The sequence below is a fragment of the Ignavigranum ruoffiae genome, from assembly GCF_023195815.2.
Taxonomy (GTDB): domain Bacteria; phylum Bacillota; class Bacilli; order Lactobacillales; family Aerococcaceae; genus Ignavigranum; species Ignavigranum ruoffiae.
The window spans coordinates 944,955-966,064 of record NZ_CP096206.2; the positions used below are offsets into that span (position 1 = coordinate 944,955).

The 21,110-nt window shown below is 38.5% G+C and carries 21 protein-coding genes; 13 read left to right on the forward strand and 8 right to left on the reverse strand.

What is annotated here, in order from left to right:
* Window positions 1–74 precede the first annotated feature (74 nt).
* The 3 genes from M0R79_RS04525 (at window position 75) to M0R79_RS04535 (ending at window position 2,635) form a co-directional block, all read left to right on the forward strand.
* The gene (locus M0R79_RS04525) at window positions 75–773 is read left to right on the forward strand and encodes a YjjG family noncanonical pyrimidine nucleotidase (protein WP_248416186.1); all 699 of its coding nucleotides are present in this window, start codon (window positions 75–77) and stop codon (window positions 771–773) included.
* Between the two features lie 4 nt (window positions 774–777).
* On the forward strand, window positions 778–1,353 hold the full coding sequence (locus M0R79_RS04530; protein ID WP_248416185.1) for a xanthine phosphoribosyltransferase: 576 nt from the start codon (window positions 778–780) through the stop codon (window positions 1,351–1,353).
* Between the two features lie 103 nt (window positions 1,354–1,456).
* Window positions 1,457–2,635 (forward strand): DUF5068 domain-containing protein, encoded by a 1,179-nt coding sequence (locus tag M0R79_RS04535; protein ID WP_248416183.1) that lies wholly within the window; start codon window positions 1,457–1,459, stop codon window positions 2,633–2,635.
* A 120-nt stretch (window positions 2,636–2,755) separates the two neighbouring features.
* On the opposite strand, the gene M0R79_RS04540 is transcribed toward M0R79_RS04535, so the two are convergent.
* A complete protein-coding gene (locus M0R79_RS04540; RefSeq protein ID WP_248416182.1) occupies window positions 2,756–3,688 on the reverse strand; it encodes a LysR family transcriptional regulator in 933 nt (310 codons plus the stop codon).
* A gap of 202 nt (window positions 3,689–3,890) precedes the next feature.
* On the opposite strand from M0R79_RS04540, the gene M0R79_RS04545 reads away from it, so the two are divergent.
* From M0R79_RS04545 to M0R79_RS04560, 4 genes are read left to right on the forward strand one after another with little or no spacing between them, the layout of a single operon-like run.
* On the forward strand, window positions 3,891–4,592 hold the full coding sequence (locus M0R79_RS04545) for a DUF5058 family protein (RefSeq protein ID WP_248416181.1): 702 nt from the start codon (window positions 3,891–3,893) through the stop codon (window positions 4,590–4,592).
* Between the two features lie 14 nt (window positions 4,593–4,606).
* Complete coding sequence (locus M0R79_RS04550) at window positions 4,607–5,269, forward strand: hypothetical protein (protein ID WP_092569907.1); 663 nt, start codon at window positions 4,607–4,609, stop codon at window positions 5,267–5,269.
* Window positions 5,270–5,279: 10 nt separating this feature from the next.
* Window positions 5,280–6,395 (forward strand): M20/M25/M40 family metallo-hydrolase, encoded by a 1,116-nt coding sequence (locus M0R79_RS04555; protein ID WP_259561150.1) that lies wholly within the window; start codon window positions 5,280–5,282, stop codon window positions 6,393–6,395.
* Window positions 6,396–6,406: 11 nt separating this feature from the next.
* Window positions 6,407–7,609: a M20 metallopeptidase family protein gene (locus M0R79_RS04560; protein WP_248416179.1), complete on the forward strand. Its 1,203-nt coding sequence runs from the start codon at window positions 6,407–6,409 to the stop codon at window positions 7,607–7,609.
* Between the two features lie 168 nt (window positions 7,610–7,777).
* Here M0R79_RS04560 and iadA read toward each other — a convergent pair whose 3' ends face one another.
* From iadA to M0R79_RS04590, 6 genes are all read right to left on the reverse strand, one after another.
* Window positions 7,778–8,959 carry a beta-aspartyl-peptidase gene (gene iadA, locus M0R79_RS04565; protein WP_248416178.1) on the reverse strand — a complete coding sequence of 394 codons (1,182 nt, stop codon included), beginning with the start codon at window positions 8,957–8,959 and terminating at the stop codon, window positions 7,778–7,780.
* Window positions 8,960–8,979: 20 nt separating this feature from the next.
* Complete coding sequence (gene yfcC, locus M0R79_RS04570) at window positions 8,980–10,692, reverse strand: putative basic amino acid antiporter YfcC (protein WP_248416177.1); 1,713 nt, start codon at window positions 10,690–10,692, stop codon at window positions 8,980–8,982.
* Window positions 10,693–10,869: 177 nt separating this feature from the next.
* The gene (locus M0R79_RS04575; RefSeq protein WP_259561153.1) at window positions 10,870–11,175 is read right to left on the reverse strand and encodes a DUF5960 family protein; all 306 of its coding nucleotides are present in this window, start codon (window positions 11,173–11,175) and stop codon (window positions 10,870–10,872) included.
* Window positions 11,168–11,545 (reverse strand): hypothetical protein, encoded by a 378-nt coding sequence (locus M0R79_RS04580; RefSeq protein WP_234971659.1) that lies wholly within the window; start codon window positions 11,543–11,545, stop codon window positions 11,168–11,170. Before M0R79_RS04580 ends, M0R79_RS04575 begins: the two co-directional genes overlap by 8 nt.
* Window positions 11,532–12,944, reverse strand: coding sequence for a Y-family DNA polymerase (locus M0R79_RS04585; RefSeq protein WP_248416175.1), 1,413 nt, complete (start codon window positions 12,942–12,944; stop codon window positions 11,532–11,534). The genes M0R79_RS04580 and M0R79_RS04585 overlap by 14 nt, the downstream gene beginning before the upstream one ends.
* Window positions 12,937–13,602: a LexA family transcriptional regulator gene (locus tag M0R79_RS04590; protein WP_248416174.1), complete on the reverse strand. Its 666-nt coding sequence runs from the start codon at window positions 13,600–13,602 to the stop codon at window positions 12,937–12,939. The genes M0R79_RS04585 and M0R79_RS04590 overlap by 8 nt, the downstream gene beginning before the upstream one ends.
* A gap of 301 nt (window positions 13,603–13,903) precedes the next feature.
* Between M0R79_RS04590 and M0R79_RS04595 the strand changes: the two genes are divergently transcribed.
* From M0R79_RS04595 to M0R79_RS04620, 6 genes are all read left to right on the forward strand, one after another.
* A complete protein-coding gene (locus M0R79_RS04595; protein ID WP_259561156.1) occupies window positions 13,904–16,462 on the forward strand; it encodes a hypothetical protein in 2,559 nt (852 codons plus the stop codon).
* Window positions 16,462–17,151 carry an ABC transporter ATP-binding protein gene (locus tag M0R79_RS04600; protein WP_248416172.1) on the forward strand — a complete coding sequence of 230 codons (690 nt, stop codon included), beginning with the start codon at window positions 16,462–16,464 and terminating at the stop codon, window positions 17,149–17,151. Before M0R79_RS04595 ends, M0R79_RS04600 begins: the two co-directional genes overlap by 1 nt.
* A gap of 78 nt (window positions 17,152–17,229) precedes the next feature.
* Complete coding sequence (locus M0R79_RS04605; RefSeq protein WP_248416171.1) at window positions 17,230–17,733, forward strand: methylated-DNA--[protein]-cysteine S-methyltransferase; 504 nt, start codon at window positions 17,230–17,232, stop codon at window positions 17,731–17,733.
* Between the two features lie 241 nt (window positions 17,734–17,974).
* Window positions 17,975–18,466 carry an SdpI family protein gene (locus tag M0R79_RS04610; RefSeq protein WP_248416170.1) on the forward strand — a complete coding sequence of 164 codons (492 nt, stop codon included), beginning with the start codon at window positions 17,975–17,977 and terminating at the stop codon, window positions 18,464–18,466.
* Window positions 18,467–18,584: 118 nt separating this feature from the next.
* Window positions 18,585–19,532, forward strand: a complete 948-nt coding sequence (locus M0R79_RS04615; RefSeq protein ID WP_248416169.1) for an ABC transporter ATP-binding protein — start codon at window positions 18,585–18,587, stop codon at window positions 19,530–19,532.
* Window positions 19,525–20,274, forward strand: coding sequence for an ABC transporter permease (locus M0R79_RS04620; protein WP_092569872.1), 750 nt, complete (start codon window positions 19,525–19,527; stop codon window positions 20,272–20,274). Before M0R79_RS04615 ends, M0R79_RS04620 begins: the two co-directional genes overlap by 8 nt.
* Before the next feature lie 136 nt (window positions 20,275–20,410).
* On the opposite strand, the gene lepB is transcribed toward M0R79_RS04620, so the two are convergent.
* Window positions 20,411–20,929 (reverse strand): signal peptidase I, encoded by a 519-nt coding sequence (gene lepB, locus M0R79_RS04625; protein ID WP_248416168.1) that lies wholly within the window; start codon window positions 20,927–20,929, stop codon window positions 20,411–20,413.
* Window positions 20,930–21,110 lie beyond the last annotated feature (181 nt).

Consider the following 21,110-nt stretch of genomic DNA (forward strand, 5'->3'; position numbering starts at 1 on the left):
TATGAAAAATCCTTATCCCTATGGCAATTGTCTGCTATAATAAATCCATTATGTAATACAGAAGTGGGTGAAGCATGTACCAATTTGTTTTTCTTGATCTCGATGATACCTTGTTTGACTTTAAACGGAGTGAGTATTATGCCTTTCATAAACTGGCTAGTGATTTGAATTTTCAAGTGACGCCGGCTATTTATCAACATTATGAAGACTATAATGCTCAGCTCTGGCAGGCGATTGAATTAGGTCAATTGAGTAAAAACGAACTCATGGCCACGCGCTTTCCCAACTTCTTCAAGCAATATCAGCTGGAAATAGAACCAGGACCGTCCTGGGATGATCGCTTTCGTGACTATTTAGCCGAATCGACCCAATTAAAAGATGGGGCCTTAGCATTATTGGATCAGTTGAGTCGAGCAGGTTGTCGTCTCTTTGCTGCGAGTAATGGGATTGGCAATACCCAACGTTATCGCTTAAATCAAACTCGAATTGAAACTTACTTTGAAGATGTCTTTATTTCGGAGACGATTGGATTTAATAAGCCAGATTCCAGATTTTTTGAATATATATTCCCCAGAATTAAAGACTTTCACAAAGACCAAGCGATTATGGTGGGTGACAAATTAAGTTCAGATATTCTGGCCGCCAATAATGTTCAGATGGCGGCTTGTTGGTTTAATGAACATCATCTCGCCAAGCCAGATCAATTTACTGTTCAATATGAGGCAGATTCACTTGCCGATATTGCTGACTATATCTTAGAGATAAAGGAGTAAGCCAATGAAAATTCTAGAAGACCGTATCCGCCGTGAAGGAACCCTCTTACCCGGGGAAGTCTTGAAAGCGGATAATTTCATTAACCATCAGATTGACCCACAATTATTTATGCAAATGGGCGAAGATTTCTACCAACATTTCAAAGACCAGCAGATTAACAAAATCTTAACCCTGGAAGTGTCCGGGATCGCTTTAGCCTTTGCAGCAGCGACTTATTTCAATGTGCCAGTAGTCTTTGCGAAGAAATCTCAATCGCTAACCTTGGGTGATGATGTATATCAATCCACCATTACTTCTTATACCAAACAAAAGACCTATGATATTCGGGTCCAAAAAAACTTTCTTAACCAGAGTGACCGAGTCTTAATTATTGATGATTTTCTGGCAATGGGACAAGCCTTAGGGGGCTTAATCGATCTATGTGATCAAGCTAGTGCCCAAGTGGCCGGGATTGGTATTGCCATTGAGAAAGCCTTCCAACCTGGTGGCCAACTTTACCGTGAGCGTGGTTACGAAATATATAGCCAAGCCAGAATTGAGAAAATGACCGAAGAAGAAATTATCTTCTGCCAAAATTAATTTATCTGAGCCTTAAGCAGGCTCTTTTTTTGTTGAGTGGATTGCTTGCAATTCAGGAAATGAATCCGCTATTATTAAACTATCAAATTTAGGAGGATGAATAATGAAAAGATTTCTGACTTTGCTCGCTACTACCATAGTCCTAGGAGGTTCGTTAGTCAATCCAGTTATTGCTGCCGAAGATTTTAAGTTCGATGATGTTGAAGATGCCTTAGAAGAGTCTACTCAGGCTGCTGATATTGAAGAATTATATGAAATGGATGAGCCAATTACTATTTTTGATGAAGAAGATATTACTTATGAAATTACAGGCTATAAATTATATGAATTAAAAGAAGTTTCACGTGATTGGGACGTGGTCTTCGACAAGAACCGTGAACGTGGTGGGGTGCTTGCTGTTCAAACCACCATCAAGAATGATACTGATGAACCCATTACCATCGGTCTCTCACAAAATTATGAAGTGTCTAACACTGACCGTTTCTGGGGCCATACCAGTCAATTAATCCCAGAAGAGAATGAATTTAACAAACAAATTGTAGAGAATAAGAACGTCATCGAGGCTGGCGAAGAAGTTACCGGATATGAGATGGTGACCCTGACTGAAGAAGCTCTTGACCAAGCGCTTAAAAATGGAGAAATTAATTATGAACCTACCTTTATTAACTTAGGAGACGGTGAACCTTCGGCGAGTGATCGGATTAATCCGAAGGATTTAGTTGTCTTACCAATCAGTGAAGAAGGTGAAGATAAGGCTGAAGCTAGTGGTGACCTTTATCCAGATAAGGTTGTCGAAGATAACTTAGGTAGCAAGACCTTGCTTGAAGAAGAAACAGATATTGATTCTCAAACTTTGGAAGATATCGATATTACCATTGACGGTTATCAAATTGCTGAATTTGAACCAAATGAAGAAAATGCTCCAAGTTATGAAGGTTTTAAAGATGGCGTCATTCTATACACGATCAAATATACCATTGAGAATAATAGTGACAAAGATGAAAATGCGGTAGCTTTCAATAGTGGCTATGCTAATCTCATCTTTAATGAAAGTGTTCAATATAAGAATGAACGGATGTTACAACCTGAAACGGTTCCACATGATACCGTCTTAGAAAAAGGCGACTCTGCGACGGGTTACTTCGTCTTTGCTTTATCAAAAGATGACTATGAAATGTACGAAGGAAAATCAGTAAAACTTGATATGACTGTGATGGATAAGAATTTCTCAGCAATTAATGAATATCAAGGGCTAATCTTCGACTTAATAGAAGAAGACTAAAAATGATCAAGTAATATCATAAGACCCAAATCCAGGACTTAGCCAAAGTTAAGCGAAGTTCGAAGGATCTGGGTCTTTTTGTATGACTAGGGGAGCTTATGTCTACAGTGCTTTACCTGATTATTGCAGCGACATAAGGTCTTCGATGGTTAAATCAATGACTTGACCTAACTGCCCCAATAATTCCGGACTCACATGGTCTTTCTTATAGATAATGTAATCTAGGCACTCACTTTGGATTGAGTTGACTGGTCGTTCGACCAGATGATACATGTCTAAGGTCCGGGGATGGGTCGCTGTTGTCCAGGCGTAGGATCCTTGCACATTGGCAATAAAATCTAAAAGCGAGGACCGTTCATAGACATAAATTTTTTGCTTACTGGCTAGACCTAAGCGAGATTCTGAGAATTCATTTAAGAATAAATTATCTTCAAAATCGCCATGGACGACTTCAGTAAATTGAATGAGATCTTCATAATTCAAAATTCGATGATGGGCTAGGGGATGGGTTTGTTCCATCAGGACCACATAGGAAGTTTGATAGATCTTACGCCAATGGATATAGCGTGAATGAAGTTGATGTTCGAAATGGTCACGGTATTCGCTACTGAATCGAATAATGCCGACATCTGCATTGCCATTATTCACATTCTCAATCACTTGGCAATTAGTACATTCTGAATATTTAACCAGGAGATGTTCTTGTTCCAGCAGCATTTGATTAATATACTTTGAAATAGCTAGCGTTAGATAGGAAGAACGGCGGGCAGAAATCGATAAACTTTGGATTTGTTTGTTATTAAAGGCATATTTCATTTCCAAATGATTAAAACTCTTAACCAAGGACTGGGCATCTTCCAAGAAATTCTGGCCTTCTTTGGTCGCTATGACACCACGGTGGGTGCGTTCGAAGATATTGATTCCCAATTCATCTTCTATTTTCTTGAGATTGGCACTGAGATGGGGTTGAGAGACAAAAAGATTCTCGGAAGCCTTACTAATCGAACCGGTCCGAGCGATTTCCAAAATATATTTAATCTGTTGAATATCCATAAGCCAAACTCCTCCAAACAAAGTCAGTAATCAGAAATGATGATAGGCCCTATCACAAATAACTATTAGGTTTCAATCTGGGAATATGATATCTTTAAGTTGAAATGTAAGCGTTATCTTAAGTCTAAGGTTTCTTTAAGTGTATCATATAACTGACCTGGGCGAAGATGATAATTACATTAAAATATAAGGAGGTCATGGAATGGAAGGACATATACATTTAGCGAATCACCCCTTGATGTATGTGGTGAGCGCTTTTGGGATTATATTGGTACTTGTTCAGGGGACTTATATTATACGAAAGGCTCTTAAAGCTACCAAAGATTTAGCGATGGATCAAGAACGCGTTCATAAAGGTATCAAAGTTTCTGCGATTGCCAGTATCGGTCCAGCGTTGGGAATTGTGGGGAGTATTCTCTCATTAATCGTATCGTTGGGTGCTCCAGTCTCTGCTTTAAGGATGAGTATTATCGGTGGAACCAACTATGAAACCATGGCCGCCACTTTTGGAGCCCAAGCTGCAGGAGGAGAACTAGCTCCGGTAATGAGTCCTGAGGTTTATGCGAATGCCTTATGGACACCAGCTTTAGGAGTGATTCCTTGGCTGATTGTAACTTTTCTATTCGCTCATAGAATGCATGTTATTAATGATTTGATGACCGGTGGACGGAAGGCCTTACTTCCAGCGGTAAGTGTCGGTGCCATGTTAGGGTCCTTCGCTTATTTTGTGATGAACAATGTCGTTAAATTTCAAGTAAACCCCTCGCACGCTGTGTCCAGTATTTCGGCATTGATTATTATGGTACTCTGTCAGAAACTTGGCAATAAATATGAATGGGTCAAATCATGGTCATTGACCATTTCTATGTTTAGTGGTGCCTTAATCGGTATGATATTTGTATAAGGAGGTAAGGAACAATGTCAGCTTATGAAAAATTCACAAAAAGTATCGTTGGTTTTGGTCGGCTAACGATGATCCTAGGGATTATTGCAGTGTTATTACCCCCTTGCTTAATGACCTTTGTTTGGGGCTACAATCCGGGGATCTCTGCCATTATCGCCGGAGCTATTTCACAAATGTCTGTTTCTGGCGCTTTTTATATTAGTGAGCCAATTTCTTATTTTCCAATCGTAGGGACTTCTGGCTTATATATGAATATGCTCTCCGGTAACGGTGTGAATATGAAGATACCGGCGGCAGCGGTGGCGACTGAGGCCTCAGGTTACAAAGAGGGTACTGATGAAGGCGCTCTGATGGGAACGATTGGTTTAGCTGTTTCAATTTATGTGGCAGTATTCTTCGTAATCTTTGCGACGATTCTAGGGCAAACTGTCATCACGACTTTACCTGCCAATATTGCAAAATATTTTGAATTAATTATTCCCGGTATTTATGGGGGAATTTTCGGGCAATTCCTAGTAAAATCTTATGCAACTGGAATTTTTGCTTTGGCGATTTCCTTAATCATGATATTTATCGTTTCTTTTATTCCTGGAAATCCATCATTCATTATTACTCTGACATCGGTATTTACTTCAATATTATTTGCTCGTAAACAAATGCTCAAAGGTCAATTATAGGAGGTCAATGATGATTAAAGAAAGAACCTTAGAAATCCTAGAAGAAATGTTACGAATTCATTCACCAAGTAAACAAGAAAAAAAGATGGCGGATTATATTATTCAATTTTTAGAAAATTTATCGGCCAAGATTTACTTGGATCATTGTGAAGACAAGTATGGCGGGAATACCCCGGTCATATTTGCTAAAATTCCAGGAAAGCTTGAAGGACCTGGATTTACTCTCAACGGACATATGGATGTTATCCAACCCAACCAAAATTTAAAAATAATAAAAGAAGCCAATATTTGGCGCAGTGACGGCACCACCACCTTGGGTGGCGATGATAAAGCGGGGCTGGCTGCTATCTTATCAGCAGTAGAATATATTGTTCAAAATAATCGGCCTCATCGAGATTTATACTTTATCTTTACGCCGGGTGAGGAACAGGGAATGCTTGGTGCAAAGAATATTCAATGGGACCAAGTCCATCAACACTTCGACCTCGCTAAAAATATTATTGTCGTGGATAATGCAGGGAAAGCGGATAAAGTTGCCTATCAGGCACCCACTTGTTATCGTTTCGCCATTGAGATTATTGGTAAGAAAGCCCATGCTGGTATCGAGCCAGAGAAGGGAATCAATGCGATTCAGGTTGCTAGTCAAATTATTAGCAAACTCCCCTTATTAAGAATTGATCAAACGACCACAGCGAATATCTCACAAATAGAAGCCAATTTCCCGAATAATGTTGTTCCAGATCGTTGTCAATTCACTGGAGAGATTCGGGCGCATAGTGATCAAACAGCAAAAGATATCTTACAAAAATACGAAAATACGATTCAAGAATTTATAAATGATTATAGCTTTGAGTATTGGTGCGATTATCCAGTTTTACAATCAAAAGATAATCTAACCTTTGTCAATCAAGTCATTGACGCTTATAATAAAGTCGGTGTTCAAGCAGAGGCTCAAATTATTGGTGGAGGTTCGGATGCGATTTTTTTTGCTGAACAAGGCTTCAACGCCGCCATCATTGGTGTCGGTATGCAACAAGTTCATACCACCGAAGAATACCTGGAAATTAATGAACTTCATCATACCACAGCAGCTTTAATTGAATTATTGACGCAATCGTATATATAGAAGGTGAACAAATGGATCCGCATAATATTCAAGCGCTCAGAGATGCTTATCAAGAAGACTTGATTCGCTGGCGCCGTGATTTACATCAAATACCCGAATTGGGTTTAGAATTACCCCAAACAAGTGCTTACGTCAAACAGGTTCTCACAGACCTTGGCTTGACTTATGACGATCATTATCTCCAAGGAAACGGCTTGTCAGTCTTAATTGAAGGGCAAAAAGCAGGAGAGGTCAGCCAGAAAGTCATGGGGTTACGGGCAGATATGGATGGACTACCGATTGAAGAAGCGACTGATTTAGCATTTGCTGCCAGCAATCATTGTATGCATGCTTGTGGCCATGATGGACATACAGCGATTCTATTAACGGTGGCCAAATTTCTCCAAGAACATCGGCACTTATTTGCAGGCAAGGTTAAGTTAATTTTCCAACCTGGGGAAGAATATCCCGGTGGAGCTAAACCAATGATTGACCAAGGGGTGCTGGAATCTCCTCAAGTCACTCGGCTATTGGGCTTTCATATCGGTCACTTAGATCCGAGTATCCCCGCTGGCAAAATATCCTATCGGGTCGGTCCCTTTATGGCTTCAATGGATCGGTTTAGCATGACCATTCGTGGCCGTGGTTATCATGGTGCCTATCCAGAGAACGCTCATGACCCCATCATCGCGGCTAATCATATTATTTCTGCCATCCAAACCATTAAGAGCCGAAATTTGAAAGCGACTGAATCCGCGGTCATTTCCGTCACCCATATTGAAGGTGGCGTGAACCAAAATATTATTCCTGATACAGTCTTTCTGGAAGGGACTGTCCGAACCATTAATTTCCAACAGCAACAATTTATTGCTCAGCGTTTACAAGAAATTGGCCAAGGGACAGCACTGATGTTCGATCTTGATTGTCAAGTACAATATGATTATAAATATCCGGTCTTGATAAATGACCAAGAGGCGACGGAAGAAACGGTGGCCGTCTTAAGCAATACCCTTGGCTCAGACCAAATCGTTGAAACCCAGGCGCCTTTAATGGGAGGCGAGGATTTTGCTTTTTATGGTCAAGTGGTCCCAAGTTGTTTCTTATTTCTGGCTAATCCGGGTCTGATTGAAGGGAGCTTTCACGGTCATCACCATCCTAAATTTGACCTGGACGAAAGCCAGTTAATTGTGGCTGTTCAAGCTTTTATTCTGGCCACACTCGATTATCTACAATAAAACACAGTGACGCCTCAAGTCGTTCCTAATATTATAAGCACAATTGGCAAAATAAGACTCGGCAAAATTCTACAGACATAACAAACTCGGTCAACTTAGGGTCAGCTGATCCCAAGTTGGCCGAGTTTTGGTTTTATATTTACTTGTCTAGTCCTTTAATCAAATTGATTATGCTTTCTCAAAAGTACCAAAGCGAATGGCTTCTCCGTTCTCTACCATCACTTGACCTTTAGCAATGACGGTCTGAATATCTAAACTTTCAGGATCCAATAACAAGATATCAGCATCATAACCGACTTTTAAACTGCCTTTATCTTGGAGTTTCAAGATTTTAGCCACATTCGACGTTACAGTCTGTAGGGCGATTTCTAGCGGAATATCTTCTCGTTGAACGGCTTCTTTGACACCGATTAAGAGTGACCGCGAACTAGCGACGCCGATTCTTAAGAAATTACCAGCAGCGTCGAAGACAGGTAAACTTCCTTGTCCGTCTGAAGTTAGGGTGATACAAGTTGGGTCTAGCCCCTTGTCTAAGACTTGACGAAGAATCTTACGGAAAGGAATCTCTCCGTCTAATGCTTGGGTTTGATCTGGATCTTCACTTCCGGTGACATCAAAGACTCCACCCATTTCAGCAAATTTTAAGGCTTCATCTACTAATTCTTGACTGCGACCAATATGGGTAGGATAGAAGGTCGCAATCGGGATATCCGTCGTTTCTAAGGCTTGGAAAATTAAATCAAGTTTACTTTGACCGGGTCCTACATGAATATTCACTACTCCAGCTTTCCCAGTTAACAATCCGCCCACCCGAGCATCCGCAGCCGCATGGGTAAATTGTTCCAGGGTAGGGGCGCCATTACGGTGGTCAGCAATGGCAATTTCGCCAATACCGATTGCTTTGTCAATTACCATGATGTCTTTAATAATCGAGTCGGTAACTGTCTTGACTGGTAAACGATAATTACCGATATAGACATAAGTTGAAATCCCTTCAATATCAAGGGCATGGGCTTTAGCAATTAATGCGACATCATCACGACCCTCACCATCCGTTCCTAACAGTCCACAAGCCGTGGTAACCCCAGCCAGGGTCAAGTCAGTTAATTGGACTTCGGGAGTTCGATTCTGATAGCCATTCTCGCCACCTCCACCCAAGAGATGGAAATGCGCATCAATAAACCCAGGACAAGCAATCATACCTTGTCCATCAATAATTTCCAGCTCTAAAGCATCCTCACTGATATCTAAATGATCAGCCATTGCGATGATTTCCCCACCTGCCAGCAAGATATCTTGCTTACCCTGAGGTTGGGGGGCATAAACTTGGACATTCTTAATTAATTTCATCGATTTACTCCTTCTAGCTCTTATTGATAACTAATAGCATAGGCAATAGATATAAAGATAATACCTAAGATGAATAGCACGCCTTGCATCTTAATTTGGAATTTGGCCCAACGACTCCAATCGATTCGGGCAGCTGCTAGACAACCCACTAGACTGGCAGAGACGGGGGTGAAAGCATCCACAAAACCTGAACCCAATTGGAAAGCCAAGACTGCAATTTGGCGAGAGACGCCAACAATATCCGCTAAAGGGGCCATAATCGGCATGGTTAAGGCAGCTTGACCCGAGTTGGATGTGACGACTAAATTAAAGACACTTTGGAATAGATACATGGCATAGGCACCGACTAAGGATGAAAGATTGCCTAAGGCATTGCCCACATGATAGAGAATCGTATTCAAAGCCGAGAAGCTGCCCGCATCGGCTCCTCCAAGGACTAATAAGATCCCCTTAGCCATCCCCACCACCACTGCGGTTGGCGCTAAGTCGGAAATTCCATCTTTAAATGCAAAAGCTAGGTCGTTGACTGTAAGGTTATCTAATTTGAAGATTAAAGCAGTAATCCCCGTAACCAGTCCCATCAAGAAGAATTGAGAAGCTAATTCGGGAATAGAATATTCTAACGACATGACCCCATAAACAATCCAAGCTAGACCTAACAATAGCTCGGCAAGAATTATTTTGTGAGCTAATAAAAATTCAGGTGTGGATTCTTGACTTTCTTCTTGATGATTACGGAAATAATGATCCGACTCATAAGTCAGAGATGTTTCTGGATGGGCTTTAATTCTCTTGGCATAAAGCATGGTATACATACATGAAAGACTGGTAATAACAATCCACATAATAATCCGGAAACCGGCCCCAGATAAAGCAGGTAAGCCAGCAATCCCTTGAGCAATCGCAATGGAGAAGGGACTCATCCAAGAACAAGCATTGCCAATCTGCGAAGCGGCAAAAGTAATGGTCACAGCCGTTAGCGAGTCATAACCAATGGCCACACAGAAGGGGGCAATAATCATCACGAACGGAATGACTTGTTCTGAAGCACCAAAAGTGGCACCAGCAAAAGAGAACATAAAGAAAATTAAGGGTAGCGCCATGAATTCATAGCCTTGAGCATTTTGAACAAAGGCATAGATGCCCGCATCAATCGCGCCAGTCCGCATGATAATACCAAAAGCCCCACCGACAACCAGTAACAGGGCGACGATACCGATAGCCGACCCGTAACGATCTCCCGTGACTAGCCCCTCGAAGATATAGTTCAAGAAACCAAAGCCATAATGATCTTCTGTTCCCCAGACTTTGGCAGTCTTATGTAAGGTTTGACTTTGATCATAGATTGCTTGACCAAATGTTTGATATAACTCATCCTCATCCAGACCTACCCCCTCTAAATTGGCGAAGGTCAGGGTTTCTCCAGAGTTCAACAAATCGGTCAAAGCAGTTTGATCCACTTCATTCTCTTTAAGGAAATTTTGATTTTGGCTCACTTGACCTAATTTCTGACGCAAGATATCTTCTTTCAAGGGATGCATGTAACGAAAAGAATCTTGAATCAAGACCGTCCGGGTAAAAGTACTGCCTTGTGATCCCTGATATTCCATCTCTTGGGTCGTGTACTTACCGGCCGGAATCATAAAAGTTAACAGCCAAGCCAACACCACAATTGCGAAGATAATCACATAGGTGTGAGGCGTTTTAAATTGTTTCTTTTCTTTCACTTCCATAAGTTTCCTCCTTCAACCTTTTAAGAACATCTTTATCCTAACAAGGGATGGAAGCTTTTTCAATAAAAAACAGCAAACTTATTAAAATATTTTATCTTATTATAATTTTAAAGTTATAGTTGTGTTCATAGCTATTGACTGAACAAATAAGCCGCTTGTTTTTTAGTTAGGGGCTAGTCATTCTTTTATTTTAGAAGTAGGGGGGTGATCGTCATGTCCCAGATACGAATAGGTAAAGACGGTCTTTTGCGGATTGATGGCAAGCAAATCAAAGAGAAAATAATGGTCACGGCCATCGCTAGCATTCTTCGCATTTAAGCGAAAATAAGTAAGTTGATGACTATGCATAAAGCGCAAAAGATCATCCGTCATGAAGGTCAAGGGTGTTGTAAGGGTAGAGAATCGATTAAAATCGGCCTCGAATTGGGCATAATTTCCCTGGAAATAATCAAATTGAATGGTAGCCATCTTCAAATCAGTCATCATCAAATTCCTCCAGTAAAGTTAATGACCTAATTTGTTGCAAAGGAATATATTTAATTCCTTCCTTAGTTGTAAAGTAAATACTTTGATCATTATAGTCACTGACCCGACCTTGGTAATGCATCAGCGGATCTACCGTAGATAATTCGGCCAATTGCTGGGATAAGAATAACTGAGTCAAGGCAAGTAATTTATCCGATTCTGCCATCATCGGCGATTCTCTCGAGACAGTCTGAGCTTGCTTTAAGGCTGAGTTGTGTTCCGATAGAAAGAATCCCATCCATTTAGCCATGCCCCGATCTTGATATTCCCGAGCAGATTTATAGGGCAGATAGCTCCGATCAACTCTGTCATTATCATTGAATTCCATCCAAGCCACCGGCATGACCTCCTACTAAGCTACTACGTTCTTGAGTCCGCGATCCTTCTAATAAGATAGAACTGCGCTGAATCGCCAGAAAACCAAATTGATCACGAATCTGATCCATGGTTTGTTCTAAGCGTGCTTGCTTGTCCTTCAGCGTTGGGTCTTCAAATAAAGAGTACACTTGGTAAGTCTCATCGACCAATTGGCCGAAACGAACGCCGATTGAACGGACTGCTCCCCCTTGATAACGTTGACGAAAGAGGGTTCGCACATGACGACGCAGTTCGGCGGTACTCTGACTCGGATCAATCTTCTGACTTGCCTGTAAAGAAGGCAGAGGGGTTTCCCTACTAAAGCCTAAATAGATTGCCACGTTAGTCGTCTTCTTATGAGCACGTCGCAAACGAATCGCCACTTGCTCAGCCATCTCGAGGAGAACAAGTTCGATTTGATCCTTCTGGGTATAATCGCGAGGTAAGACCTGAGAATTGCCTAAACCCTTGCTTTTCGTTCGATAAGGTCGGGAAAGTTTGCTCTCATCGATGCCATGAGCATGAAACCACAATTGGAGACCAATGACCCCAAATTCTTTCTTCAATATCTCTGGATTTGCCTGAGCCAAGGCCCTGACGCTATCAATCCCCAGACGATTTAAGCGGCGTTCCGTCCGGCTACCAATCCCCCAGAAATCTGTTAAATGTTCTAACGCCCAGACTTTACTTTCTACATCTTCATAAGACCAATTCGCACGCATGGTTGATGTGTGCTTGGCTTCATTATCGAGCGCTAATTTTGCTAAGAGGGGGTTAGCATTGCTCATTCCTACCGTAGAGAAGATACCCGTGGCTAGACGAATGTCTCGTTGGATTTGTGCACTGATTGTATCTAATTTCTCCCGCCGGGATTTGTTAGGATCAGGTTGGAAATAATTAAGAGATTTGCTTAAGTCAATAAATGCTTCATCAATAGAATAGGGATGAATATCGCTATTGGGCGCATACTTCTGTAGGACTTTTAAGATTTTAAGATTTTCTTGGATATAATAGGCCATTCGCGGAGGGACAATCAAAGTTCGTTGAGCCCATGATTCAATATACTGAATATATTCACGGGTCATCGGCAAGCCCTGACGTTTCGCGTTCCGATATGAGAATTTACGGGTTCGCACATCAAAGGGCAAATCATAGCTTCGTCCTACATTTTGCTTACCATACACCTGTTTAAATAGAGGAGAGCTGGCTAAGATTAAACCACTAGCATTGTCCGCCCGACTCATCACGCAGAGGCAAGTTTTTAGGGGATGGAGGCCACGCTCTACACATTCGACACTGGCATAGAAAGATTTCATATCAATAAAGGCTATGTCTGAATGGGGTTCACGTTGATAATCAAATCTAATCATGGTAATCAACCTCGAGTGGCTTGAAGGCATGGACTACCGGCCCTACTATCCGAACTTGATCTAGGGGAGCATAGATATCGGCATAAGCTGGGTTCAAAGAAACCAGTCTGACTTGATGTTCTTCAAGATATACTTTCTTAATAAAGGTTTCCTCATTATAAACAACGGCATAGACAGCACCAGCTATATCAAAACCTTGTGCCCGAATCAGAGCAACCTCACCATCTTGATAGCGGGGTTGCATCGAGTCCCCATGAATCCAAGAAGCAATATCATACATATAATCATGGTCAAAATAGACTGTATCATAGTCATAATTCTCCATATAAAAGTCGCCCAATCCGGCGGATAAGCGGGCATGGACCTTATAGGGGACGAGTTGGCTGAGATAAAGTTGACGGGCATGGGCCAAGACTCGCTGCCGATTCTCAGCATTCAAGACCAAATAGCGGTGAATAAATTCTGTTTCGGCTGCGAAATAAGTAATATCCACTTGATAATAGTCACTTAAGGCCTGTAAGTTCTTGCGATTCGGCTGATAGGTCCCCGTTTCCCAACTGGAATAAGCCGAGCGGGTTACTCCAAGATGTCGTGCGACTTCAACTTGAGATAAGCCCCGATTTAAACGAATCGCTTTTAATTTTTGCGGCGCAAACATCGCCTCACCACCTTGTAAAGTTATAACTTGACAATAGCATAGCAAATCTTAATGAGTTTTTCAATAAGAAAGGTGGGCAGCAAAGCCTTGTAAAAAGAAAAGGACTTGCTATAATTAAAATGAAATCGATTACAATATTGCAATCTAGAAACGAGTCCTCTTTGAGCAATCAACAAATCACCATAAAAGATATGTGCTACTTCTAATTTAATTGTACTAAGCGAGGTATGGATGAAAAATTATATAAAATATATAAGAGAGAAGGGGAATGATGGGGTCTATCATCTTTGAGTTTCGTCGATTGATAAAGCGGAAATTAATCTATGTATTGTTAGCGATTGCTACAATCTTATCGATATTTAATCACTTTCAATTGCAAACTCATTCTAGTGAACAAAATCCTCAGAGTATCTTTGAATCATATTATGCCCAATTAATTTCCGTATTTCGGCCGAATACTGGTGACTACATTGAAGATCTTCGGCAAAGCCAACAAATCAGTCCTGGCCAAGCCCACTTTTATTCAATGACAGAAGATCAGAATTACCAAGAATATACTAGCAGTCAAGGTTATCAAAGTAGCCAGTGGAATATCTTTATCAAGTATTTACGAGAGGGGATTGAAATCGATCAAATTCATTTAAATACTTATGAAGAGGCCTTGCTAACTTATGGCCAACACTTGGCAGATTATCTTAATCAACAAACTGATCCCAAAATATCCAGTGGCCAGAACGGAGCAGTTAGTCAGCTAATATATGGATTTGATTTTTTATTCGGAAATATTCCTATTATTTTTATTAGTTTAATGATTCTAATGCTAGCCACTGAAGATTTAGGAAGGATGCATCACCAGTGGCGATGGACCTTACCTACCAAGCGACGTCATCTATTAATGACTTATTTACCATTAACATTTAGTCTTGCATTGACATATATTTTGTTGGTAACTTTGATAACCGCTTCAATAGCAATGGTCACGCATCAAGGTCTAGGAGATATCAATTATCCCTTACGCGTCCTTAATATCCAGGATATTTACCAACCAGCTTGGCAAATTTTGATTACATGTTGGGCTATATTTTTCTTAAAGACCTTATTCTGCCTAAATTTAGCCTTATGCATCGCCAGTATTTTTCGTCAAGAGCGTGTATCTTGGTTAATTTTTATAGCTACTACGGGTTTTATCAGCATGTTGACTCAATTTATGCCATGGTTTCAACAGAATCTCAATCCTTTTTATCAAGATATACAGAATCAATACCTTGGAAAAACTGTCCTCAAACAATTTTCTTTTACAGAATTGATTCAACAAAATCGAGCAACCTATCAATATATCGGTCAGCAAATTCGATGGTCAGTCATCATCATTTGGCTGATTATTAGCCTCTGTTTCTTTTTTAGCGCCTATTATTTATATCCCCGTAATAAATTTTCTAAAGCTAAACCAAGATGGAGAGCTGTTGGAACAACTAAATCGCACAATACAAAGAAATTTGGCAGTCTACAATTTGAAAGTCGTAAATTAAAAGCATATTTTGCTAATCTCATATCTTATCTATTAATCATCATGGTAATCTTTTCTTGTTTTGTCTTCATACTTAGACAAGATCAACATAGTGAAGAAGTTTTTGTGAGTGCACCATTTTTCGAACAAAATTATCAACTTATCCACGACGATTTTTCAGCTAAAATCAAGTTAATTGAAGTGGCTGAACAAAAAGAAACGGATCCGAATTTTATCTCACAATTAAATTATCAAAAACAACATTTAAATGAGACCATGGAATTTTTTGATCAAAGTTATCAAACCATCAAGAATCGACAGGCAGCTTTCAGAAACGGTGAAACTAATCACTTTTATCAAAGTTTTCAAGATGAACTTATTATGTACTTCAATCCTTATTCAACCATTGATTCTGCTACAGATGGTTTGCGTTATTTCCCGCGATATCAATATTATCCAACTGGCGACTTTCCTTCTGATTTTGCCTATAAATTACCTAGTCAACGTTTGCTAGCTTTTCAAGAACGGGAAATTCCTCCAATATTAGGTACTGCCATTACGCTGACTCCCTATGACGAGGCTGTTAATCCTGCTGATCGACTTCAAGACCAATTAACCTATCAGGCAGCCGACCAATCCTTTCTTGGACTGGTGTATCGGTTTGTTTCTGTTTTTCGCTTCGATCTCTTTTGCATTCTACTCCTCGTTTGCTTTATGGGCGGGGCATATAACAATGAAGGCGATCGGTATGAACATCTTTATTGGTTATATACGTTACCAAATAATCCTAAAAGAATTCATTTTGATAAGATATACGCCCAAATGGTTCAAGCCTTCAAATATTTTAGCCTAGCGATTCTGGTATTATTCGTTTTGGGGATGAGTCGTCGTGGATTTGGACAATGGGAGTTTCCCTTAGTTTATTATGATCAATTACTAGCGCATCCAAACATCTTAACCAACTTTGACAATAGCTTTCATTGGCTAAATTTAGGTAATTGGTTTGTAAATTATTGTATCTGGTATATTGTTTCCAGTCTTTTTATTCTGAACCTGATGGCTTTCTTATCAACCTATATTCCCAAACAACTCACGACATCAATACTTACGAGTCTTCTTCTTGTTTTAGGCTACTACTTTGGACAAGTGATTCCCAATAACTTGACAGTTTATTTGCCATTTGCTCATTTAAATGGTTGCAAAGTACTTGATGGTTCTATTATGGTTCCGTTTCAATGGACTAATAGTTCCTGGTTTCAATCATTATTTGTTCTCATTATTTGGTCGACTATTTTTTACTTTTTAACCTATCAACGAATACGTAAGAATAGATTGCTGGAGGTGAAAGCATAATGACTGTGATTGAAGTTAAACAGCTTGCTAAATCATTTCATCACCATCTTGTCCTAAAGGATATTAATTTTACGATAGATCAACCAGAAATTGTAGCCTTGGTAGGACCCAATGGATCGGGAAAATCTACCTTATTAAACATTATGGTTAACTTACTCAATCCTTCTTCGGGTTATGTAAAATTATTAGATCAATCCGTCAGAGATTATCGAATTTTTAATCAGGTTAGTTTTCTCAAAGACAATAGTATTTTATATCCTTATCTGACGGGCTGGGATCATTTGACTTATGCAGGTCACTTATATCGACTCTCTGACAAACGGTTGCAAGAAGCAGTGACTGCGTTCAAAATGACCGATTATATTCACCGACAAATTCAAGAATATTCATTGGGAATGAAACAAAAAATGTTGTTAGCTTTAGCCACCCTAAACCAGCCAAAAATTATGATTCTAGATGAACCATTTAACGGATTAGATCCTCAAGCGGTCATTGAAACACGTCAGCTTTTCAAACAACTACATCAGTCAGGGACTACCATTTTACTATCTTCACATACATTGAGTGAGATTGATAAACTAACTCGGCATATTTTGTTCTTGAAAGATGGACAAATTCTGGAAGAATATCTTGATCAGAAACCGGGTTATTCAAGTGAACAACGTTATTTAGAGATATATCCAGTCTAATCTGACATCGACGATCGGTGAGAAAATTTATATAATTAATAGTGCCATTCATATACGAAAAAAAGGGAAGTGTTAGAGATGTTATCCAAAAGTTATCAAACATCCCCCCTAGGTGAGTTGCTGATTATCGCAGATAATCAAGCTATCAAGGGACTTTGGTTTGCAGGGCAGAAGTATTATGCGAAAGGCTATAACTTGGAAGAAATTCCAGAACAAGTTACGCCAATCATTCAACTTGCCATAAATTATTTAACGGAATATTTTAATGGCGATCTACCTAAACTTGCTCTCCCACCAGTGAAACCAGAAGCGACGCCTTATCAACTAAGGGTTTTGCACCTTTTACAACAGATTCCTTATGGACAAACCATGACTTATCAGCAGATTGCTGACCAACTTAACCAGTATTTTCCTCATAAAACTACTTCGGCGAGGGCGGTCGGTGGAGCAGTCGGCCATAATCCAATTTCTATCCTGATTCCTTGCCACCGGGTCATTGGCAGTCAACAACAATTAACCGGGTACGCGGGTGGACTAGACCGCAAGCAAGCCCTATTAACCCTAGAAAGAAAATCTCACTAACAAAAAAACTCCTTAAGTGCTACATTTCGGTAATAAATAGGGGAGGTTGATAATATAGAGATTTTGATTTAAAAATACGATGGCTGAGTTAATTTTCGCGTATATTTTATTCACAAGGTTTTCTATTATGAAGCGAGCCCATGTTTAACATCAATATTCAGATTTTGTCCTTAAGTTGAACTATTGGATAAATAGGTTTGTTATAATAGTAGTGAAATAAATTTTGGAAAGCGGGGATCGCATGAATAATTTACAAAAGTGGATCGTCTTGTTGGTACTTGCTTTAATGCTTGTTATCCCAAATTCTGCGTTTAAAACCGTCTTGTGTCTAGCATATTTCTTATACTTAATCATCGAAAATTATAGAGATGGTGCCGCTGCGTACAGCAAGCATCTTAATCTTGCTTTATACTGCGTGTTAATTTTTGTCCTATTATTTCAACATGTCCAACATTACGAAATATATCTTATTGCCATCTTCATGGTGTTACTAGGCGTTTTGGTAGAACATCTCGATTATAATGCTTTCATCGGGATTCGTATTCCCAGTACGCGAAATAGCGAAAAGAATTGGCGAAAGACCCACCATCTGATGGCAGTCTTAAGCATTCCTTTCGCATTATGCTTGTTAATTTTGAGTCAATTTATCAATCCTGAGACAGCTATCCTAGCAACTACCGTCAGCTGGCTAGCCATACCCGTCGGCTATTCAATTGTAACTTATAGCCTTTAAAAGATTTACAATTTATTTGTGTAGAACATTAAATTTATATAAAAATAACAAAAATCTGCTTAGGACAACAAGCTTCTTGAAATCCTAAGCATTTCTTACTATTATTTCGGAGGAAAAAATGTCGAATAAAATATTAACTGTAAACGATTTATCAAAAAAATACGATGACAATATTGTCTTATCCGAAATAAATCTAGAGATAGAAGAAGGAAAAATAACAACTATTTTAGGAAAAAATGGATCAGGAAAAACTACTTTAATAAAACTGTTATTAAATATGATTCATCCTACTAAAGGTAATATCTTTTTCAAAAATGAAAATATAAAGAACCTTAAACATGATTATTACCAGCATACAGCAGCCGTTCTGGAAAGCGTGGATAACCTTTATTATTATTTAACTGGTAAACAAAATATTGAGTACTTTTTGTCTCTGCAAAAATCTAAGCTGAAATATAATAGTCCCCATATTCAAAAAATGATAAAAGAATTCAACCTCAGTCAATCAATTAATAAACCTTGTGGCAATTATTCTCGAGGCATGTTACAAAAATTATCTTTAATTATTGCATTGATGAATAAACCGTCCATTTTATTTTTGGATGAACCCACTTTAGGCTTAGATTTCGAAAGTACGGAGACTATTTGCAACAAGATTAAAGAATCATCTTGTGATAACCACCAAACAATTATTTTAACAAGCCATCAAGCAAATATTATAGAAAAATTATCTGATAATATCATTATTATCGACAAAGCAAAAATTCTCTTCGATGGATTATACGGAGATCTCAAAAAAATGAATTCTAACCACAAGAATTTTTTCTATATTGTCATGAATCTGACGGAGAATACCGAAAAGATAATAAAGGAATTGCAACTAAAGTATAATTATACTTTTCTCAATAATCATTCCATTAAATTTTATGATCTAACTTCATCTGATACTCAAAAAATTTTGAGTGATCTAGATGATAATATGTCTTCTATCCAAGAAATTAAGAAAGCACAAAATTCACTTGAAAACATTTTAAAAGATTTATATTCTGGAGGATGTTATGATTAGTTATTTTCAAGCTGAAATAAAAAAATACTTAATTGAATTAAAAACATATTATCCGGATCACTTAGTGGAAATGATTATCACCTTTTTTATTTTTGCAATACTTATCATCATAAATAAATTTAATAACAGTCAGAGTGTTTATATTGGTTTTATTTATTGGTATTTATTAAGTTCCTTAATTAGCGAGGCTTCCGTTTCAATTTCAACTGAAAAACAAATGGGGACACTTGAACAATTACTCATTAAACCTATTAAATTCGAATATATTATACTTATAAAATCTTTAGTCTGGTTTCTGATAAATTTCCTTAAAGTTCAAATGATCTTTCTTATTATCAAGATGATATTTCAAATCAATTTATTTTTTGATTTCAGAATCTTATTAATTTTCTGCATTAGCTCTGTAGGAATCTTAGGATTCACACTCTTCTTAGTTGGTTTGACTTTAAAATATACTAAAGTTGCTTCCTTTGAATCTCTAATCTCATATTTTTTATTATTTTTCAGTGGTGCAATTATTGATGATGAAAGTTTGCCGAAATGGGCTATTTTTGTTGGAGATATTCTGCCCATCAAACGAGGTATTCAATTAAGTACAAACATTGTAGCCAATAACCATATTAATTTTATCGAAATTTTGTTATTTGTTTTACAAGCTATAATATATTTCAGCATTGGATTTCTGACTTTTAACTCTATATATCTTAGAAGTAAAGATGATGGGATAGATCGTTCTTATTAATTCATGAAAGTAAAATTTATTCATAATGAAATCCTGCTAACTAGATTTCGGCCTATATCAAATAATTTTTATTTTGTGTGAATTCATTTTGAAGCTGGCTCGTATTAAGAAAGTGAGTAGGGAAGTGAGTCATATTTTACTCATTGAGGATTTTAATCTTATCAAGAGGCCAGTAGATTAGAATGACCTTGGAAATGACTTGATTCCGACTGACAGTGCCGATGTGTCGACTATCTATAGAATTTCTACGATTATCCCCCATAATAAAATACTCACCATTAGGGACTTTTTCGACAGTGAAATCATCTGTAAACAAGTCCCATTCTTTTTTCTTCTCAGATAAAAATGCTTCCTCAATAAATTCTCCATTGATAAACAACTGATCATTTTTATATTCTATTTTATCACCGGGCAAGCCGATCACTCTTTTAACATAACGTTTATTGGCTTCAGGCACTTGAACAATGACAATATCAAATCTCTCAACGTCGAACATTTTGATTCCCATCACTTTTTCATTATGTTGTAAGGTGTAATCCATTGAAGCCCCATCAATCGAATAAACAGGAAAAACGAAAATTCTAGCAATCAGCATTAAGAAGATGACAGATAGCGTCAACAAATTATTTTTAATAATAATCACAAATTTATTCATAAAGCATCTCCTTTTATTGTTTGAAATTCAATTTTATTAAAATATCTCAAAATACCATACCATTTTGGAATTATCATTACCATTCACGATTTCTAGGGAGTTGAGAGGGGGGATCAGTCAAAAACCTAGGTATATTTTTATTTATTTTAGTTAACATAATATGTATTATCAACGAAACAGC

Coding starts and splice junctions, on each gene's coding strand:
- M0R79_RS04525 (WP_248416186.1), top strand. CDS start 75: ATGTACCAATTTGTTTTTCTTGATCTCGATGATACCTTGTTTGACTTT.
- M0R79_RS04530 (WP_248416185.1), top strand. CDS start 778: ATGAAAATTCTAGAAGACCGTATCCGCCGTGAAGGAACCCTCTTACCC.
- M0R79_RS04535 (WP_248416183.1), top strand. CDS start 1,457: ATGAAAAGATTTCTGACTTTGCTCGCTACTACCATAGTCCTAGGAGGT.
- M0R79_RS04540 (WP_248416182.1), bottom strand. CDS start 3,688: ATGGATATTCAACAGATTAAATATATTTTGGAAATCGCTCGGACCGGT.
- M0R79_RS04545 (WP_248416181.1), top strand. CDS start 3,891: ATGGAAGGACATATACATTTAGCGAATCACCCCTTGATGTATGTGGTG.
- M0R79_RS04550 (WP_092569907.1), top strand. CDS start 4,607: ATGTCAGCTTATGAAAAATTCACAAAAAGTATCGTTGGTTTTGGTCGG.
- M0R79_RS04555 (WP_259561150.1), top strand. CDS start 5,280: ATGATTAAAGAAAGAACCTTAGAAATCCTAGAAGAAATGTTACGAATT.
- M0R79_RS04560 (WP_248416179.1), top strand. CDS start 6,407: ATGGATCCGCATAATATTCAAGCGCTCAGAGATGCTTATCAAGAAGAC.
- iadA (WP_248416178.1), bottom strand. CDS start 8,959: ATGAAATTAATTAAGAATGTCCAAGTTTATGCCCCCCAACCTCAGGGT.
- yfcC (WP_248416177.1), bottom strand. CDS start 10,692: ATGGAAGTGAAAGAAAAGAAACAATTTAAAACGCCTCACACCTATGTG.
- M0R79_RS04575 (WP_259561153.1), bottom strand. CDS start 11,175: ATGACTGATTTGAAGATGGCTACCATTCAATTTGATTATTTCCAGGGA.
- M0R79_RS04580 (WP_234971659.1), bottom strand. CDS start 11,545: ATGGAATTCAATGATAATGACAGAGTTGATCGGAGCTATCTGCCCTAT.
- M0R79_RS04585 (WP_248416175.1), bottom strand. CDS start 12,944: ATGATTAGATTTGATTATCAACGTGAACCCCATTCAGACATAGCCTTT.
- M0R79_RS04590 (WP_248416174.1), bottom strand. CDS start 13,602: ATGTTTGCGCCGCAAAAATTAAAAGCGATTCGTTTAAATCGGGGCTTA.
- M0R79_RS04600 (WP_248416172.1), top strand. CDS start 16,462: ATGACTGTGATTGAAGTTAAACAGCTTGCTAAATCATTTCATCACCAT.
- M0R79_RS04605 (WP_248416171.1), top strand. CDS start 17,230: ATGTTATCCAAAAGTTATCAAACATCCCCCCTAGGTGAGTTGCTGATT.
- M0R79_RS04610 (WP_248416170.1), top strand. CDS start 17,975: ATGAATAATTTACAAAAGTGGATCGTCTTGTTGGTACTTGCTTTAATG.
- M0R79_RS04615 (WP_248416169.1), top strand. CDS start 18,585: ATGTCGAATAAAATATTAACTGTAAACGATTTATCAAAAAAATACGAT.
- M0R79_RS04620 (WP_092569872.1), top strand. CDS start 19,525: ATGATTAGTTATTTTCAAGCTGAAATAAAAAAATACTTAATTGAATTA.
- lepB (WP_248416168.1), bottom strand. CDS start 20,929: ATGAATAAATTTGTGATTATTATTAAAAATAATTTGTTGACGCTATCT.